Annotated in this window: 12 protein-coding genes, 1 pseudogene and 1 riboswitch; of the genes and pseudogenes, 7 read left to right on the forward strand and 6 right to left on the reverse strand. The window is 72.9% G+C overall.

All coding sequences use genetic code 11. The features are described 5' to 3' along the window. Positions 1 to 57: 57 nt before the first annotated feature. Positions 58 to 1,344: an ArsB/NhaD family transporter gene (locus tag ACZ6TV_RS41740; protein ID WP_465304665.1), complete on the reverse strand. Its 1,287-nt coding sequence runs from the start codon at positions 1,342 to 1,344 to the stop codon at positions 58 to 60. 138 nt (positions 1,345 to 1,482) lie between these two features. Then, positions 1,483 to 1,839, reverse strand: coding sequence for a hypothetical protein (locus ACZ6TV_RS41745; protein ID WP_465304667.1), 357 nt, complete (start codon positions 1,837 to 1,839; stop codon positions 1,483 to 1,485). Between the two features lie 62 nt (positions 1,840 to 1,901). Here ACZ6TV_RS41745 and ACZ6TV_RS41750 point away from each other — a divergent pair, with 62 nt between their 5' ends. Both ACZ6TV_RS41750 and ACZ6TV_RS41755 read left to right on the forward strand, forming a co-directional pair. Continuing rightward, positions 1,902 to 2,693: a class I SAM-dependent methyltransferase gene (locus ACZ6TV_RS41750; protein ID WP_465304669.1), complete on the forward strand. Its 792-nt coding sequence runs from the start codon at positions 1,902 to 1,904 to the stop codon at positions 2,691 to 2,693. Positions 2,694 to 2,779: 86 nt separating this feature from the next. Continuing rightward, positions 2,780 to 3,280: a chemotaxis protein CheX gene (locus tag ACZ6TV_RS41755; RefSeq protein WP_465304671.1), complete on the forward strand. Its 501-nt coding sequence runs from the start codon at positions 2,780 to 2,782 to the stop codon at positions 3,278 to 3,280. Positions 3,281 to 3,286: 6 nt separating this feature from the next. On the opposite strand, the gene ACZ6TV_RS41760 is transcribed toward ACZ6TV_RS41755, so the two are convergent. Then, on the reverse strand, positions 3,287 to 5,875 hold the full coding sequence (locus tag ACZ6TV_RS41760; protein WP_465304673.1) for a putative bifunctional diguanylate cyclase/phosphodiesterase: 2,589 nt from the start codon (positions 5,873 to 5,875) through the stop codon (positions 3,287 to 3,289). A gap of 395 nt (positions 5,876 to 6,270) precedes the next feature. Here ACZ6TV_RS41760 and ACZ6TV_RS41765 point away from each other — a divergent pair, with 395 nt between their 5' ends. The 3 genes and pseudogenes from ACZ6TV_RS41765 (at position 6,271) to meaB (ending at position 11,119) form a co-directional block, all read left to right on the forward strand. Next, the gene (locus ACZ6TV_RS41765; protein ID WP_465304675.1) at positions 6,271 to 8,028 is read left to right on the forward strand and encodes a methylmalonyl-CoA mutase family protein; all 1,758 of its coding nucleotides are present in this window, start codon (positions 6,271 to 6,273) and stop codon (positions 8,026 to 8,028) included. A gap of 65 nt (positions 8,029 to 8,093) precedes the next feature. Beyond that, positions 8,094 to 10,145 (forward strand): annotated as a pseudogene (scpA, locus tag ACZ6TV_RS41770) (methylmalonyl-CoA mutase); the annotation flags it as partial. After that, on the forward strand, positions 10,142 to 11,119 hold the full coding sequence (gene meaB, locus ACZ6TV_RS41775; RefSeq protein ID WP_465304677.1) for a methylmalonyl Co-A mutase-associated GTPase MeaB: 978 nt from the start codon (positions 10,142 to 10,144) through the stop codon (positions 11,117 to 11,119). The pseudogene scpA and the gene meaB, both read left to right, overlap by 4 nt. Positions 11,120 to 11,134: 15 nt before the next feature. Here the strand turns inward: meaB and ACZ6TV_RS41780 are convergent, their stop codons facing one another. After that, positions 11,135 to 11,353 carry a ferredoxin gene (locus tag ACZ6TV_RS41780; RefSeq protein WP_465304679.1) on the reverse strand — a complete coding sequence of 73 codons (219 nt, stop codon included), beginning with the start codon at positions 11,351 to 11,353 and terminating at the stop codon, positions 11,135 to 11,137. Between the two features lie 141 nt (positions 11,354 to 11,494). On the opposite strand from ACZ6TV_RS41780, the gene ACZ6TV_RS41785 reads away from it, so the two are divergent. After that, on the forward strand, positions 11,495 to 13,063 hold the full coding sequence (locus ACZ6TV_RS41785; RefSeq protein WP_465304681.1) for a condensation domain-containing protein: 1,569 nt from the start codon (positions 11,495 to 11,497) through the stop codon (positions 13,061 to 13,063). 182 nt (positions 13,064 to 13,245) lie between these two features. Here ACZ6TV_RS41785 and ACZ6TV_RS41790 read toward each other — a convergent pair whose 3' ends face one another. Continuing rightward, positions 13,246 to 13,704, reverse strand: coding sequence for an HPF/RaiA family ribosome-associated protein (locus ACZ6TV_RS41790; RefSeq protein ID WP_465304683.1), 459 nt, complete (start codon positions 13,702 to 13,704; stop codon positions 13,246 to 13,248). Between the two features lie 214 nt (positions 13,705 to 13,918). Then, positions 13,919 to 14,056: riboswitch (cyclic di-AMP (ydaO/yuaA leader) on the forward strand. Positions 14,057 to 14,059: 3 nt separating this feature from the next. On the opposite strand from ACZ6TV_RS41790, the gene ACZ6TV_RS41795 reads away from it, so the two are divergent. Continuing rightward, the gene (locus ACZ6TV_RS41795; protein WP_465304685.1) at positions 14,060 to 15,076 is read left to right on the forward strand and encodes a coiled-coil domain-containing protein; all 1,017 of its coding nucleotides are present in this window, start codon (positions 14,060 to 14,062) and stop codon (positions 15,074 to 15,076) included. Here the strand turns inward: ACZ6TV_RS41795 and ACZ6TV_RS41800 are convergent. Next, positions 15,065 to 15,943 carry a LysR family transcriptional regulator gene (locus tag ACZ6TV_RS41800; protein ID WP_465304687.1) on the reverse strand — a complete coding sequence of 293 codons (879 nt, stop codon included), beginning with the start codon at positions 15,941 to 15,943 and terminating at the stop codon, positions 15,065 to 15,067. The two genes, ACZ6TV_RS41795 and ACZ6TV_RS41800, sit on opposite strands and share 12 nt — an antisense overlap. Positions 15,944 to 15,978: the final 35 nt, after the last annotated feature.

Consider the following 15,978-nt stretch of genomic DNA (forward strand, 5'->3'; position numbering starts at 1 on the left):
ACCCCCCCCCCCCCCACCCTCCCCCCCCCCCCCCCCCCCCCCCCCCCTCCCCGGGCCTCAGGAGAAGTACCGCAACCAGACGTAGCCCCAGGCGATGACCGTGGTCATCACGGTGGTGACGATGCCGTAGCGGGTGAACTGCCAGAAGCTGATCGGCTCGCCGGAGCGGGCCGCGATGCCCAGGACGACGACGTTGGCGCTGGCCGCGATCGCGGTGCCGTTGCCGCCGAAGTCGGCGCCGAGGGCGAACGCCCACCACAGCGACTGGCCGGTGGCCGGGTCCGGGGTGGTCGCGACGATGTCCTCGACGATCGGGGCCATCGTCGCCACGTACGGGATGTTGTCGAAGAACGCGCCCAGCACCGCGGACCCGAAGAGCAGCCCGGACGCCGCGGCGAAGTAGTTGTCGCCGACCTGGCCGGTCGCCCAGGCACCGATGCGGTGGATGACACCGGTCTCCACGAGGCCGCCGACCATGACGAACAGGCCCATGAAGAAGACCAGCGTCGACCACTCGACCTCCTCCAGGTAGGCGGCGGTCTCCACGCGCGACACCAGCACCATGAGGCCGGCGCCGAGCAGCGCGATGATGGCCGGCTCGACGTGGATCACGGCGTGCAGCGCGAACCCGGTGACGACCAGCGCGAGCACCGCCAGGCACCGCCACAGCAGGCGGTGGTCCTTGATCGAGGCGCGCTCGTCCAGGGCCATGACCTCCGCGACCCGCTCCGGGTGGTATTCGAAGCGCTTGCGGAACATGACCCAGGCGAGGAGCACGAACAGGATGAAGAGCACGACCACGATCGGCGCCATGTGCACGATGAAGTCGTTGAACGTGAGGCCCGCGCGGCTGCCGATGATGATGTTCGGCGGGTCGCCGATGAGGGTGGCGGCGCCGCCGATGTTGGAGGCGAGCGCCTCCGCGATCAGGTACGGCGCTGACGAGGTCCCCAGCTTGCGGCAGACCAGGACGGTCACCGGGGCGACCAGCATGATCGTGGTGACGTTGTCCAGGAACGGCGACGCCACTGCCGTGATGACCATGAGGAGCACGAGGAGCTTGTACGGCCGGCCACCGGAGCGTTTCGCGGCCCAGATGGCGAGGAACTCGAACACGCCGGTCTGCTTGATGACACCGACGATGATCATCATGCCGAGCAGCAGGAAGATGACGTTCCAGTCGATGCCGGCATGCTCGGAGAAGAACACGTCCTTGCCCGGCACCAGGCCCAGCAGGGCCATCAGGCCGGCGGCGAACAGGGCGACGGCGACCCGGTGGACCTTCTCGGTCGCGATGAGGACGAACGCGATCGTGAAGATGACGATCGCGGCCAGGGCGCTCATCGGCGGCCCGGCGGGCCGTGCGGCGTGACGAGGTGACGGGGACGCGGCGATATGCGGTACATGACGATCGACCTCCGAAAGGGCAACGCAAACGAAACCGTCGACCCGGCTGGGCCACGGCTGCGGACACGAAGAACTTCAGGAGGCGGGAGGACCCCGGCAGCCCGGCGCGACAACGCACCGTCCACTGTGGACGGCGGCCGGGACCGCCGTCGCGGGCGACCACGCCCGCGGCGGGACGATCTCGGCGACGCCGGGCAGCACGGCGAGCCAGTGCGGCCCGGCGTGGAGGTCGGAGTCCCCGGACGCCCGCGGGAGCTTGCGGCCCTGCGGGGCGTCGGCGCCGGGCACCGCGGACGTGACGCTCGCGGTGCGCGGGACCTGGAACATGTCGCCGGGCAGGGCGTAATGGGCGTGGGTGAGGCCGAGCAGCATCGCGCAGACGCTCAGCGCGAGGCTCACCGCGGTCGCGCGCAACGTCGCCGAGGTCCTCATCCCACACCTCCTCCTCGCTCGGTGAACCCGGAAGCCTACCCGGCATCGGCGAGAATCGCAGGATGACGACCGATTACAACGGCTACCAGCCCACGGTGTACGCCCGGGGGCGCGCCCTGACGCCGGAGTCCGGGCAGGCGTGGACGGCCGCGTTCCGGCGGTGGGCGCCGCCGCAGACGTCGACGGTCCTGGATCTGGGGTCGGGGACGGGCCGCTTCACGCCGCTGCTGGCCGACGCGTTCGCGCCCTGCGAGGTGTACGGCGTGGAGCCCGCCGACCGGATGCGGGCCGTCGCGGAGCGGGACGCCGCCCACCCGCGGGTGCGATACCTGGCCGGCAGCGCCACCGCCGTCCCGCTGCCCGACGCGTCCTGTGATCTGGTCCTCATGTTCCTCGTCCTGCAGCACGTCACGGACCGGCCGGCGGCCGGCGCGGAGATCCGGCGGGTGCTGCGCCCCGGCGGCCGGCTGCTGATCCGCACCGTGTTCGGCGACCGCCTGCCGGACCTGCGCTGGCACGAGTACTTCCCTGCCGCCCGCGCCGTCGAGCGGCGGCTGTTCCCGACGTTCCAGGAGACCATCGACGCGTTCGGGCTGCCGCTGGTCGCGCTCGACAAGGTCCGGGAGCGGTTCGCGCCCAGCCTCCGCGCCTACGCCGAGCGCATCGAGCTGCGCGCCATCTCCACGTTCGACCACCTCACCGAGGCGGACCTGGAGTCCGGTTTCGCCGCCCTGCGCGCCGCCGCGACCGCGGAGACCGAGCCGGTGCCCGTCGAGGAGGACGCCGACCTGCTCGTCCTGCAGCTCGACCCGCCCGGCCCGGACCCGGCGAAGACCCGCCCGGACTGGTGGTGACGAGTTTTCCGGTTTCTGCGGAACTGCCACTTTCGGCTGTCACCATGCGGGGGTAGGCACAGCACCACACGACCTCTGGAGTGCGCATGGTGGACGACTCGATCACCGAGTCCGGCCTCGCCGAACGGGACCTCGTCGAGATCGTGAACGAGGTCTGGGACGCGTATCTGCAGCAGTCGGAGGCCCACACGACGGACCAGGAGCCGGCGCTGGACATGCGGCCCATCACCGCCGCGGTGTCGATCACCGGCGCCTGGGAGGGGCACGTGCGGGTGCTGGTGCCGGCGGTGGCCGCCAACGACATCACGGGGCTGATGCTGGCGATGGACCCCGACGAGGTCACCGACCAGGACGTCACGGACGCCATGGGCGAGCTCATCAACGTCGTCGGCGGCAACCTCAAGAACCGCGGGGCGCAGCCGGCGAAGCTGGGCCTGCCGGTCGTCGCGACCGGCAAGATGCTCTTCCCGTCGACCCGGGAGACGCACCGCCTCGCTGTCGGCTGGCAGGGCAAGCCCGACCAGCCGATCACGTTCAGCGTCCTGCACGTCCACCGCGATCGGCCGGTACCGGCGAAGCCGGCGTGAACTCCCCTACCAGGTCCGCTGCCGCACCAGGGCGGCCTCGATGCGTTCCGCCGGTCCCGGCGTGCCGTAGTAGTGGCCCTGGCCGTAGCGGCAGCCCGCCGTCCGCACGACCTCCAGGTGCCGCTCCGCCTCGAGACCGTGGGCGACGACCGTCACGTTGAGCCGCTGCGCGAGCTTGACCACGACGTCGATGATCGGCGCCGCCGCCGCGCCGGTCGCCGGCTGCGACGCGAACAGGGAGCCGTCGACCTTCAGCACGTCGGTCGGCAGGCGCCGCAGGTGCGCCAGTGACGTGGCCCCGGTGCCGAAGCCGTCCAGCGCCGTGCGCACCCCGATCGCCCGCACCGTGGCGAGCGGCTCGACCGCCCGCTCCAGGTCGGCGCCGAGCTCCAGCTCCGACAGCTCGACGACCAGGTCCGCCGGGTCGATCTGGTGACTGTCCAGGGTCACGCTGAGCCGGGCCGCGAACCCGTCGGCGACGAGGTCGTCGATCGCGACGTTGACCGACATCCACAGCCGGTACCCCTCGTGCTGCCACGACGACAGCTGCCGGCACGCCTTGTTGAGCACCCAGTCGTGCAGCTCGCCGGTGATCCCGAGCTCCCGCGCGACCTGCAGGGTCTCCTTCGGCGGGACCGTGCCCAGGGTCGGGTGCCGCCAGCGCAGCAGTGCCTCCACGCCGATCGGGTGCCCTTCGACCAGGTCGTAGACGGGGTGGTAGGCGAGGTCCAGCTCGCCGCGGTCCGCCGCCTGCGGCAGGTTCTGCTCGAGCGTGGCCCGCCGCACGTACGCGTCCTCGACGGCGGCGTCGTGCCACTCGACCCTGCCGCGGCCGCCGCGTTTCGCCCGGCGCAGCGCCAGGCCCGCGCGGCGCAGCGACTCCTCGGCCCCGCCGTCGGCCGGGGCGAGCCCGATCCCGGCGGACAGCTGCAGGTCGGCGCCGGGCAGCGGGTACGGCTCGCCGAGCTCCCCGAGCAGCCGCGTGGCGAGGGTGAACGCGTGCACCTCGTCGGCGCCGGTGTGCACCGCGAACTCGTCGCCGTTGAGCCGCGCCGCCAGGTCGTCCCGGCCGACCGTGCCGCGGATCCTGGCCGCGACCTCGACGAGCAGCGCGTCGCCGACGTCGGGTCCGTGCAGGTCGTTGACGCCGGCGAAGCCGTCCAGGCCGATCGTCATCAGGTAGCCGCGTTTGCCGCCGAGGTGGGCGAGGAGGGCGCCGCGGTTGGCCAGGCCGGTCAGCGGGTCGGCCCGCTGGGTGCGCTCCAGGCTGTGCTCGAGGTCCTGCTGCGCGCTGACGTCCCGCAGGTGCACGACGACGCTCTCGACCCGCGGGTTGTCGCGTTCGTCGGTGACGGTGACCGCCACGGGCCGCCACGCCCCGAAGCCGTCCTGGAGCCGTGCCCGGACGGGCTGCGGCGTCGTCCGGTCCAGCGGCACCGCGCCGATGTCGTCGGGGTGCACGAGGTGCCGGAACGGGCGGCCGACGACGTCCTGGTCGGACAGCCCGAACTGGCGCGCCGCGGCGGGCGACTGCCAGCGCACCGACAGGTCCCGGTCGAGCACCACGATCACGTCGCTGGACCCGGCGACCAGCGTGCGGAAGGTCGCCTCCTGCGCGTCGAGCTGGCCGCTGTACGACCGCAGCGCGAGGGTCTCCTGCAGCTCCCGTACCGCGACGGCGAGCACCGCGAGAGCGCCGATGACCATGGCGGGGGTGCCGAGCTGCCCGCGGCTGACGAGGGTGTAGAGCACGGCGGCGGCGCCGGCGAGGACGGGCGCGACGAGCAGCGGGTCGCCGATCAGGGTGCCGTCGGTGGCGGCCCGGACGGGCCGGCGGTCCACGTACACCGACCGGCACGTCCCGGCCCACACGAGCACCGGCCCGAGGACGAGGAGCCCGCCCGCGACGAGCAGCCACGGGCCGTCGCCGTCGGGCCGCAGCGGCAGCACCGCCAGGCCGAGCACCAGCAGCGCCACGCCACCGGCGGCGGTGACGGCGGGCATGCGCGGGAACGGCGCGCGGACCCCGCTGACGACGGCGATCGTGATGCCGACGACGGCGAGGAGGCAGGCGGCGAAGACGGCGGGGCTCGGGTGGCGCGGGTCGAGGACGAGGACGAGCAGCGTCAGGAACTTCCACAGCGCGACGCAGATCCCGTCCAGGGCGCGCCGCAGCGCCCCGGCCGTGCCGGTGGTGACGCCGGGGAGCTTCAGCAGGCCCGCGAGGAGCGCGACCCCGGCAGCCGGGGCCAGGTAGGCGGCGACGGGTGCGGCCACGGCGGACACCCCGGCGGCGAAGATCCCCGCGGCGAGCGCGGCGAGACTGAACACCGTCTCGCGCGGCAGCGCCGGCCGCCCGGTCCGCGGTCCCGCACCGGCGGCGAGCCGGAGCAGCCACACGGCGTGCAGGGTGGCGGCGGCCGCGGCGGCGACGAGCACGGCGACGCCGGGTGGCAGCCCGAGCGGCGGCCCGCCGACGAGCACGGCCGCGGCGACGGCCAGCGTGAGCGGTGCCGAGGCCATGAGCACCCGGCCTCGTGATCTGTGCGCGCCACCGATACCCGGCTTCATCGCGTCGGTCCGTTCGCTCGGCATGGGGGAGACCTAGCTGCCCCAGGAACGACGCCCGCGGTCCGCGGTGACGCCAAGGTCACCCGTCCGGATGACATCCCGCCCAACTTTGTCCGGTTTTGTCAGCATGTACCGCGAGACCCATGTGCGTACCGCGCCCGGCCTGGGTAAGCGGTCAGGTTCGCCGGGCCCGGAAGCGGGCGGTCCCGCCGTCTCCGGCGGTGCATCCCCGGGCGGGTCGCGACCGCCCCGGCGATCGACCACGGTCGAAGCGATGGCCCGCGTCCCCTGATTCGCCTAGACCTTCCGGACGGGGGTGCCGGGGAGGGGGCGAAGCGGGTGAATCGGTGAGATATTCAACGGGTGGACCATTTCACAACGGTTGCCGGGGCGCCGTTCCAGGCCCTTACCATCCGCTCATGAGTGACGCTGTGTTGCGGCTGGGCGCCGGGTTCGAGGACGGCGGCGGGCCGGAGCAGTGGCGGCGGCTGGCGCTCGCGGTCCTGCGCAAGTCCGGCGCCGCCGGCGACGACACGCCGCCGGAGTCCGTCGCGGAGCTGCTCGGCAGCGTGTCCTACGACGGGATCGCCGTGGCGCCGCTGTTCACCGCCGGCGACACCGAAGCGCTGCCCGCGGTCGGGTGGCCCGGACAGTCGCCGTACATCCGCGGCGGCGGCGCCCAGCCGAGAGCCTGGGACGTGCGGCAGCGGCACGCGGACCCCGACGCGAAGGCGACCCGCGAGGCGATCCTCGCCGACCTGGAGAACGGGGCGACCTCGATCTGGCTGGACGGCATCGCGCCCGGCAGCATCCCCGAGGTCCTCGACGGCGTCTACCTCGACCTCGCCCCCGTCGTGCTCGACTGCGGCGAGCACACCCAGGACGCCGCGACGGTGTTCCTCGGGCTGCCCGGCGAGGACAAGCTCGGCAACCTCGGCGCCGACCCGCTCGGCCTGCAGGCGAGGACCGGCACACCCGCGGACCTCGGCGTGCTGGGAAGGCTCTCGAAGCTGGCCCCGGCGTCGGTGCGGGTGGCGACGGTCGACGCGACCCCGTATCACGAGGCCGGCGGCAGCGACGCCGAGGAGCTGGGCTTCGCCGCGGCGACCGGCGTCGCATACCTGCGGGCGCTCGTCGACGCGGGCCTGAGCGCGGGCATGGCGCTACGGCAGCTGGAGTTCCGCTACGCGGCCGGCCAGGACCAGTTCGCCACCATCGCGAAGCTGCGCGCGGCCCGGCGGATCTGGTCGCGGATCGCGACCGTCTGCGACGTGCCGCACCTCGGCGCGCAGCTGCAGCACGCGGTGACCAGCCCGGCGATGATGACCGCCCGCGACCCGTGGGTGAACCTGCTGCGCACCACCGTCGCCTGCTTCGCGGCCGGGGTCGGCGGCGCGGACGCGGTCACGGTGCTGCCGTTCGACGCGCGGCTCGGCCTGCCCGACGGGTTCTCCCGGCGGATCGCCCGCAACACCTCGACGCTGCTGGTCGAGGAGGCCCACGTCGCCAGGGTCCTGGACCCGGCGGGCGGCTCGTGGTTCGTGGAGTCGCTCACCGACGCGCTCGCGCACGCCGCCTGGGACGTGTTCGTCGAGGTGGAGCGGGCCGGCGGGATGCGCGCCGCCCTCGACAGCGGCCTCGTCGCGGACCGGGTCGCGGCGACCTGGCAGCGCCGCGCCGACCGGATCGCGCACCGGCAGGACCCGATCACCGGCGTCAGCGAGTTCGCGTCGCTGGAGGAGCGGCGGCCGGTCCGCGCCCCCGCACCGCAGGCACCCTCCGGCGGCCTGCCGCGGCACCGGTACGCCGAAGCCTACGAGACCCTCAGGGACGCCGCCGACGCCTCGGACAAGGTCGTGAGCCTGGTGACGCTCGGCCCGGTCGCGGCGCACACCGCACGGGCGTCGTTCGCGGCGAACCTGTTCGCCGCCGGCGGCATCCGCACCGTCCACAATGGAGAATCGCCGGAGGTCGCCTGCATCTGCGGCTCCGACCGCTCCTACGCCGAGGAGGCCGAGGACACCGCGCGCCGGCTCAAGGCCGAAGGCGTCAAGACCGTATGGCTGGCGGGCAGACCCGCCGGTTACGAGCACGTCGACGACTACCTGTACACCGGCTGCGACGCCCTCGAGGTGCTCCGCCGCACGCACTCGGACCTGGGACTGGTGACGCCGTGATCCCCGACTTCACCGAGGTCGCCCTCGGCACCCCCCGCGTCGACGCCACCCCGCCGGACCCGGGCGAGGCGTGGCAGACCCCCGAGGGCATCGACGTCGCCGGGGTCTACGGGCCGCCGGACCTCGACGGGCTCGACTTCCTCGACACCTACCCGGGGATCGCGCCCTACCTGCGCGGCCCCTACCCGACGATGTACACGACGCAGCCGTGGACGGTCCGCCAGTACGCCGGGTTCTCCACCGCCGAGGAGTCCAACGCCTTCTACCGGCGCAACCTCGCCGGCGGGCAGAAGGGCCTGTCCGTCGCGTTCGACCTCGCCACGCACCGCGGCTACGACTCCGACCACCCGCGGGTCGCCGGCGACGTCGGCATGGCGGGCGTCGCCATCGACTCCATCCTCGACATGCGGCAGCTCTTCGACGGCATCCCCCTGGACAAGATGAGCGTGTCGATGACGATGAACGGGGCCGTCCTGCCGGTCCTGGCGCTGTACATCGTCGCCGCCGAGGAGCAGGGCGTCGCGCCGGAGAAGCTGTCGGGCACGATCCAGAACGACATCCTCAAAGAGTTCATGGTCCGCAACACGTACATCTACCCGCCGGCACCGTCGATGCGCATCATCAGCGACATCTTCCGGTACACCTCGGAGAAGATGCCGAAGTTCAACTCGATCTCCATCTCGGGCTACCACATCCAGGAGGCCGGGGCGACGGCCGACCTCGAGCTCGCATACACGCTCGCCGACGGCGTGGAATACCTGCGCGCCGGTCGCGACGCGGGCCTCGACGTCGACGTGTTCGCGCCGCGGCTGTCGTTCTTCTGGGCGATCGGCATGAACTTCTTCATGGAGGTCGCCAAGCTGCGCGCCGGCCGGCTGCTGTGGGCCCGCCTGGTCCGCGACTTCGGCGCGAAGAACCCGAAGTCGATGAGCCTGCGCACGCACTGCCAGACGTCGGGCTGGTCGCTGACCGCGCAGGACGTGTTCAACAACGTGGTCCGCACGTGCGTGGAGGCGATGGCCGCCACGCAGGGACACACCCAGTCGCTGCACACCAACGCCCTCGACGAGGCCCTGGCCCTGCCGACCGACTTCTCGGCGCGGATCGCCCGCAACACGCAGCTGCTGCTGCAGCAGGAGTCCGGCACCACCAGGGTCATCGACCCGTGGGGCGGCAGCGCCTACGTGGAGAAGCTCACCCACGACCTCGCCACCCGCGCCTGGCAGCACATCCAGGAGGTCGAGGCCGCCGGCGGCATGGCCCGCGCCATCGACGAGGGCATCCCGAAGCTGCGCATCGAGGAGGCCGCGGCCCGCACCCAGGCCCGCATCGACTCCGGCCGGCAACCGGTGATCGGCGTCAACAAGTACCGCCCCGACGCCGACGAACCCATCGAGGTCCTGAAGGTCGACAACTCCTCCGTCCGCGCCCAGCAGCTGGCGAAGCTCGCCCGCCTGCGCGCCTCCCGGGACGCCGCCCGGACCCAGGCCGCCCTGGACGCGCTGACCGCCGGCGCCGCCTCGGACGGCAACCTCCTGTCCCTCGCCGTCGACGCGGCCCGCGCGCACGCCACCGTCGGCGAGATCTCCGACGCCCTGGAGAAGGTGTTCGGGCGGCACACCGCGCAGATCCGTACCATCTCCGGGGTGTACCGCGACGAGGCCGGCGACGCCGGAAACATCGAACGGGTCCGAGCGGCCACCGCCGAGTTCGCCGAGGCCGAGGGCCGCCGCCCCCGCATCCTCGTGGCGAAGATGGGCCAGGACGGGCACGACCGCGGGCAGAAGGTCGTCGCGACCGCGTTCGCGGACCTCGGCTTCGACGTCGACGTGGGCCCGCTCTTCCAGACGCCGGACGAGGTCGCCCGGCAGGCCGTCGAGGCGGACGTGCACATCGTCGGCGTCAACTCCCTCGCCGCCGGGCACCTCACCCTGGTCCCCGCGCTGCGCGACGCCCTCGCCGCCCTCGGCCGCGACGACATCCTCGTCATCGTCGGCGGGGTCATCCCCCAGCAGGACTTCGACGAGCTCCGCGCCGCCGGCGCCGCCGCCATCTTCCCGCCGGGCACGGTGATCGCCGACGCGGCCCTGGACCTGCTCGCCCAGCTGCGCCGGTGACCGACCTGCTGGCCGGCGTCCTGGCCGGGCACCGGGCGTCGATCGGGCGGGCGATCACCCTCGTGGAGTCGACCCGCCCCGACCACCGGGCTCGCGCCCAGGAGCTGCTCGTCGCGCTGACCCCGCACGCGGGCAAGGCCAGGCGCGTCGGGGTCACCGGGGTACCCGGCGTCGGCAAGTCCACGTTCATCGACGCGCTGGGCGTCCACCTGACCGGCGCGGGTCACCGGGTCGCGGTCCTCGCCGTCGACCCCTCCTCGACCCGCACCGGCGGCAGCATCCTCGGCGACAAGACCCGCATGGCCCGGCTCGCCGTCGACGACGCCGCGTTCGTGCGCCCCTCCCCCACCTCCGGCACCCTCGGCGGGGTGGCCCGCGCGACCCGCGAGGCGATGACCGTCGTCGAGGCGGCCGGCTACGACGTCGTCCTGGTCGAGACCGTCGGCGTCGGCCAGTCCGAGACCGCCGTCGCCGGCATGGTGGACTCGTTCCTGCTGCTGGCGCTCGCGCGTACCGGCGACCAGTTGCAAGGCATCAAGAAGGGCGTCCTGGAGCTGGCCGACGTCATCGCCGTCAACAAGGCCGACGGCCCGCACGAGCCCGACGCGCGCAAGGCCGCCCGCGAGCTCGCCGGCGCGCTGCGCCTCCTGCAGGGCTCCGCCCCCGGCCCCGCCTGGCAGGTGCCGGTCGTGACCTGCAGCGGCCTCACCGGCGCCGGCCTGCCCGAGCTGTGGTCCCGCCTCGAGGCCCACCACGACCACCTGTCGACGTCCGGCGACCTCGCCCGCCGCCGCGAGGCGCAGCAGGTCGCGTGGATCTGGGAGACCGCCCGCGGCACGCTGCTGGACCGCCTGCACGCCGACCCCGCGGTCCGCGCCCTCGCCCCGGACCTCGAAGCCCAGGTCCGCGCCGGCACCATGACCCCCGGCCAGGCCGCCGACGCGATCCTCACCGCCTTCCACCCCCCGGCGTGACGCGGGGCGCGGCGGTCAGACTTCCACCGGCCGGTCCGTGGCCAGGTCGACGACGCTGATCGCCTCCATGGGGCACGACGCCACGGCGTCGAGGACCGCCTCGTCGTCGGGCTCGACGTCCTGGCGCACCGGATGCGCCCGCCCCTCGACGTCGTCCAGCTCGAAGCGGTCCGGGGCGATGCCCACGCAGCTGCCCGACCCGATGCACGTGTGATCCACGGTGATCCGCCACATGCGAACCAACCTATCGAACTCCGCCATTGTTTGCTGCGTTTACCGGAGTTGGCAAGATTCGTACGGACGATTGAAAAAGTTCAACGGCGGTCGTAACTTCTAGGCGCTCACCCTGACCCAGTTCCGGCAGAAGGTGACTTGATGCCTTTACCTCCCACCACCGTGCACTTCAGCACCGGCCGCGCCGCCGAAGGACCGCTCATCTGGGCGCAGACCGCGATCTGGGACGTGTTCCGCTGGCTACCGCCGGACGACTCGACCCTCAACCTCCTCGTCCGGTGCCCCGTCCCCGCCGGCCGCGACCTCGGCGACGTCGCCGACGCCCTGCGCCACCTCGTCGAACGGCACGACTCCCTGCACACCCTCTACGTCGACACCCCCGCAGGGCCGCGGCAACGGGTCGTCGGCGAGGGCGACCTCCCGCTGCAGGTCCACGACATCGGCGACCGCGGCACCGACGAGGCCGCCGCCGACCTCGGCGAGCAGCTGCGCAGACCCTGGTTCGACATCGGCGCCGACCTGCCGCTGCGGGCCGCGGTGCTGGTCCGCGACGACGAGCCGGTCGCCGTGCTGCTCGCCGCCAGCCACATGGCCGTCGACGGCACGAGCCTCGCGATCGTCCGCGGCGACCTGCTCAACCTGCTCCAGGATCCGCCGGTCGTCGTCGACCCGGGCCAGCAGCCGCTGCAACGCGTCGACTACGAGACCTCCCCCGTCGGCCTGCGCCGCGAGGCGAAAGCGCTCGGCTACTGGTCGAAGCACCTCACCGGCGTCCCCACCCGCATGATCGAGAGCATCCGCGACGGCCGCCCGCCCAACCTCGACTGGGGCCAGATCCAGTCCCCCGCCCTGGCCCTGGCGACCAACGGCCTGGCCGCCCGCTTCGGCGTCCCACCGGCGACGGTCCTGCTCGCGGGCATCACGCTGCAGCTGGCCGCGTACACCGGCGAGACCGACGCCCTCCTGCGCATGATCGTGGCGACCCGCTTCCGCCCGGCGAGCCGCGCCCTGGTCGCCGCCTTCAACCAGAACGCCCTGTTCCGGCTCGCCTTCGACATCCACCCCGGGCAACCCGACGCCCGCGCGGCACGAGACGACGCCCGGGCCGAGCAATCCAGCGTCCGCGGCGAGCAAGGCAGCGTCCGCGGCGAGCAAGGCAGCGTCAGCGCCGAGCAAAGCAACGTCCGGGCCGAGCAGGGCAGCGTCCGCGCCGGGCAACACGACGCCCGCCCCGCGGAACGTGCCGAGGAGACCGTCGGCGAGCTGCTGCGCCGCGCTTCGGATGCCGCGATGGTGGCGTACGCCCACTGCGAATACGACCCGGCCAAGCTCGAAGCCCTCTTCGCCGACGTCGCCGCCGACCGCGGGATCACGCCCGACGGCTACTGCTTCTTCAACGACACCCGCTTCTCCGCCCAGGACCAGTCACCGCCCGCGCTCCCGTCCGACCTCCCCGAGGCGATCCACGCGGCGCTCCCGGCGACGAAGCTGCGCGCCCCCGTCATCGACCGCACCCCGAAGGGCGCGAACTTCTTCATGTTCCTCACCGACCTCGGCGACACCGCGGAACTGATGCTGTGCGCGGAGCACGGCTTCCTCGGCGAACGCGGCCCCCTCGGCTTCCTCGCCGGCCTCGAACGGCTCATCGTCAGAGCCACCCTCGACGAGCACGCCACCACCAGGCTCCTCTACCGCGAAGCCACCCTCTGACCTCGAACCGACACGTCACCGAGAACCAAGAACACCCCAACCCAGGAGCACCCGAACCGAAGAAGCACCCGGGCCAAGGAAGCACCCGGGCCAAGGAAACACCCGGGCCCAAGGAAACACCCGGGCCAAGGAAACACCGCGGGGCACGGACCGACGTCCGCGCCCCGCGATCGAACCGAGCGTCAGGCGGTCCGCTCCTGCTGATCCGGGACGACGGCGTCGGCGCCGACGGAGGCCGCGTCCAAAGGCGGGGTCAGCTCGGGCGAGATGACGTCGTTGATGGTGGTCTCACGAAGGTGACGGTTGTGCCGCGGCTCCTGGCGGGTCTTCACGTCGCTCAGCCGGCGGCGCAGGTCGTCGCGGACATCGTTGATCGCGGTGTGCAGGTCCTCCTCCGACGATGTCGTGACGATCTTCTGGTGGCCGGCGATCCAGCACTCCAGGGTCACCTTCTGTCCACGGGCGGACCGGTCCTTCACCGACACCTCGAGCTCGGTGGAGTCGACGGGAAACCCGGCCAGGTAGCTGTCGAGCGTGGCGAACTGCTCGGCGATCCAGACCCTGTCCCCCTGGGAGAAGCCCGCGCCGACGCGCAGGCAGTCCTCGACGGTGGCCGGTGTGCTCGTAGCACTTCTCGACATGTCCGAGACCCCTTCCGTTGCTTGCCTTGACCAGGTCCGCTTACCCCGCAATGACCCTGTTCATGTCCCCCAAACCTTCCTAGGAGGCTAGTTTACCACCGTTCCGACCACCCGGCCGACCGCCACCGGGACGTCGCCAACGGTCCGCGCAAAGGGTGAAAGCGCAGGTGGTTAGGGTCTTCGCGGCCCCGCTCGTAGGCACCGACCGTGCCGGCGAGGGCCGCCGCCGAGCCGTGCCCAGCGGGCCGGGGAACCACGTTCTTGGGGTGAATCCGCTCGAATCGGAGCGGTAGGGGCGACTGTTCCGTCCCGAATCCGTCAGCTCACCCGGTAGGCGGCCGATGGAGGGAACAGTATGTCCAGACCTCCGTGGATCGTCGCCGCCCTGACGGCGCTCGCGATCCTCCTGACCCCGGCCGCGGTGCTCGGCACGGCTTCACCGGCGAACGCCAGTGAGGGTGGCGACCCTGCGCTCATCAAGAAGCTCGACGAGACCAACCGTGCGTACATCGACGCGCAGAACGTCCTGACGGCGTCGCTCGCCCGGCAGGCGACCCTGAAGCAGCAACAGGACGAGCTGGAGCCGCGGTACGCCAGGCTCCGCGACGACACCCAGTCGATGTCGGTCGCCGCGTACCAGAACGGCGGCGGCCTGCGCAGCGCGGCCACGCTGCTCGACAGCGGTACACCCGGAGTGTTCGCCGACCGGGTGAGCACCCTGGAGGTCATCGCGCGCGGCAACGCCGAGCAGCTCAAGCAGGTGACGAAGACCCGCGAGGAGCTGACGAGGACGAAGGCGACCATCGACGCCGAGGTCGCCAAGCAGCAGGCCAGCATGGCGGTGATGGCGAAGCAGAAGGCCGAGCTCGAAGAGGCCCTCGCCCAGGCGAGGAACGCCGTCGACGCGTCCACCACGTGGAGCGGCAACACCACCGCCAAGACCGCTGAGGCCGCGCCCCGGCGGGCCGACGGTTCCTGGCCGGCCGAGTCGTGCGGCGCCGAGGACCCGACGACGTCGGGCTGCCTGACCCCGCGGACGCTGCACGCCCTGCAGCAGGTGCGGAAGGCGGGCTTCAGCCACTTCGTGTCGTGCTGGCGGCCGCCGGGCGAGCCGTACGAGCATCCCAAGGGCCGGGCCTGCGACTTCGCCGCCGACGCGAAGGGCTTCGGCGGTGTGGCGACCGGCGCGTCGAAGGAGTACGGCACGCAGCTCGCCGCCTGGCTGGTGAAGAACGCCCAGGGGCTCGGCGTCATGTACGTGATCTGGTTCAAGCAGATCTGGACGCCCGCGGGCGGCTGGCACGCGTACGGCAGCGGTCAGGGCGACCCGAGCAGCGACCACACCAACCACGTGCACATGTCAATCTACTAACGCCGCCAGCAGCGCCGACACCGCCGGCAGGGCCGCCCTGCCGGCGGTGACCAGCGCGTCCAGCCGGCGCGCGCCGGCGACCGGGAGGTCGGTCACCCGCACCTGCAGCGAGGACACGTCCCGCAGCGCCAGGTCCGGCGCGATCGTGGCGCCGTGCCCCGCCGCGACCAGCGCGAGCACCACGGGATAGTCGACGCACGCGTGCGTCCGGCGCGGGGTGAAGCCGCGCTCCCGGCCGAGCCGGTCCAGGATCTGCCCGGTCGTCGAGGACGGCGGCCCGGCGACCCACGGCCGGTCCACGAGGTCGCCGTACGAGTGCACCGGCGGCCAGTCGGCGGGCACCACGACCCGGTACGGGTCCTCGCCGAGCGGCACGACGCTGACCTGCCGCCGCGACTCCAGGCCCAGCGACGCGTCCCGCTCGGTGATCGTCACGTCGAGGCCGCCGAGCCGCAGCTCGCGCAGCGCGGGCGGGCCGTCGAGCTCGGTGATCGAGCAGGTCACGTCCGGATGGTCGCGGGCGAGCGTGGCCAGGGCCGGGATCAGCATGTGCCGGATCACGGTCGCGAACGCCCCCACCCGGACCAGGCCGGCGGCGCGGCCGGACATGGCGGCCAGCTCCCGCTCCGCCTCGGCGAGCTCCCGCTCGATCGCCTCGGCCCGGGCGGCGAGGACCCGGCCGGCCGCGGTCAGCACGGCGCGCCGCCCGGACCTGTCCACCAAGGGCCGGCCGACGGCGTGCTCCAGGTGCGCGAGCTGCTGCGACACCGCCGACGGGGTGACGTGCAGCGCGGTCGCGGCGCCGGCGAGGGTCCCGCGCCGGGCGATCGCGGCGAGCACCGCGAGGCGGCGCGGATCAAGGTTCAATGCAGTCCCGCTTCAGTCCAACTGTAGGAAATCTC

The sequence above is a fragment of the Dactylosporangium sp. NPDC051087 genome (assembly GCF_055586325.1).

Excerpts from the sequence above, each read along its gene's own strand:
- ACZ6TV_RS41740 (WP_465304665.1), bottom strand. The coding sequence starts at position 1,344 with ATGAGCGCCCTGGCCGCGATCGTCATCTTCACGATCGCGTTCGTCCTC.
- ACZ6TV_RS41745 (WP_465304667.1), bottom strand. The coding sequence starts at position 1,839 with ATGAGGACCTCGGCGACGTTGCGCGCGACCGCGGTGAGCCTCGCGCTG.
- ACZ6TV_RS41760 (WP_465304673.1), bottom strand. The coding sequence starts at position 5,875 with ATGCCGAGCGAACGGACCGACGCGATGAAGCCGGGTATCGGTGGCGCG.
- ACZ6TV_RS41750 (WP_465304669.1), top strand. The coding sequence starts at position 1,902 with ATGACGACCGATTACAACGGCTACCAGCCCACGGTGTACGCCCGGGGG.
- ACZ6TV_RS41765 (WP_465304675.1), top strand. The coding sequence starts at position 6,271 with ATGAGTGACGCTGTGTTGCGGCTGGGCGCCGGGTTCGAGGACGGCGGC.
- ACZ6TV_RS41755 (WP_465304671.1), top strand. The coding sequence starts at position 2,780 with ATGGTGGACGACTCGATCACCGAGTCCGGCCTCGCCGAACGGGACCTC.
- ACZ6TV_RS41790 (WP_465304683.1), bottom strand. The coding sequence starts at position 13,704 with ATGTCGAGAAGTGCTACGAGCACACCGGCCACCGTCGAGGACTGCCTG.
- ACZ6TV_RS41785 (WP_465304681.1), top strand. The coding sequence starts at position 11,495 with ATGCCTTTACCTCCCACCACCGTGCACTTCAGCACCGGCCGCGCCGCC.
- ACZ6TV_RS41780 (WP_465304679.1), bottom strand. The coding sequence starts at position 11,353 with ATGTGGCGGATCACCGTGGATCACACGTGCATCGGGTCGGGCAGCTGC.
- ACZ6TV_RS41795 (WP_465304685.1), top strand. The coding sequence starts at position 14,060 with ATGTCCAGACCTCCGTGGATCGTCGCCGCCCTGACGGCGCTCGCGATC.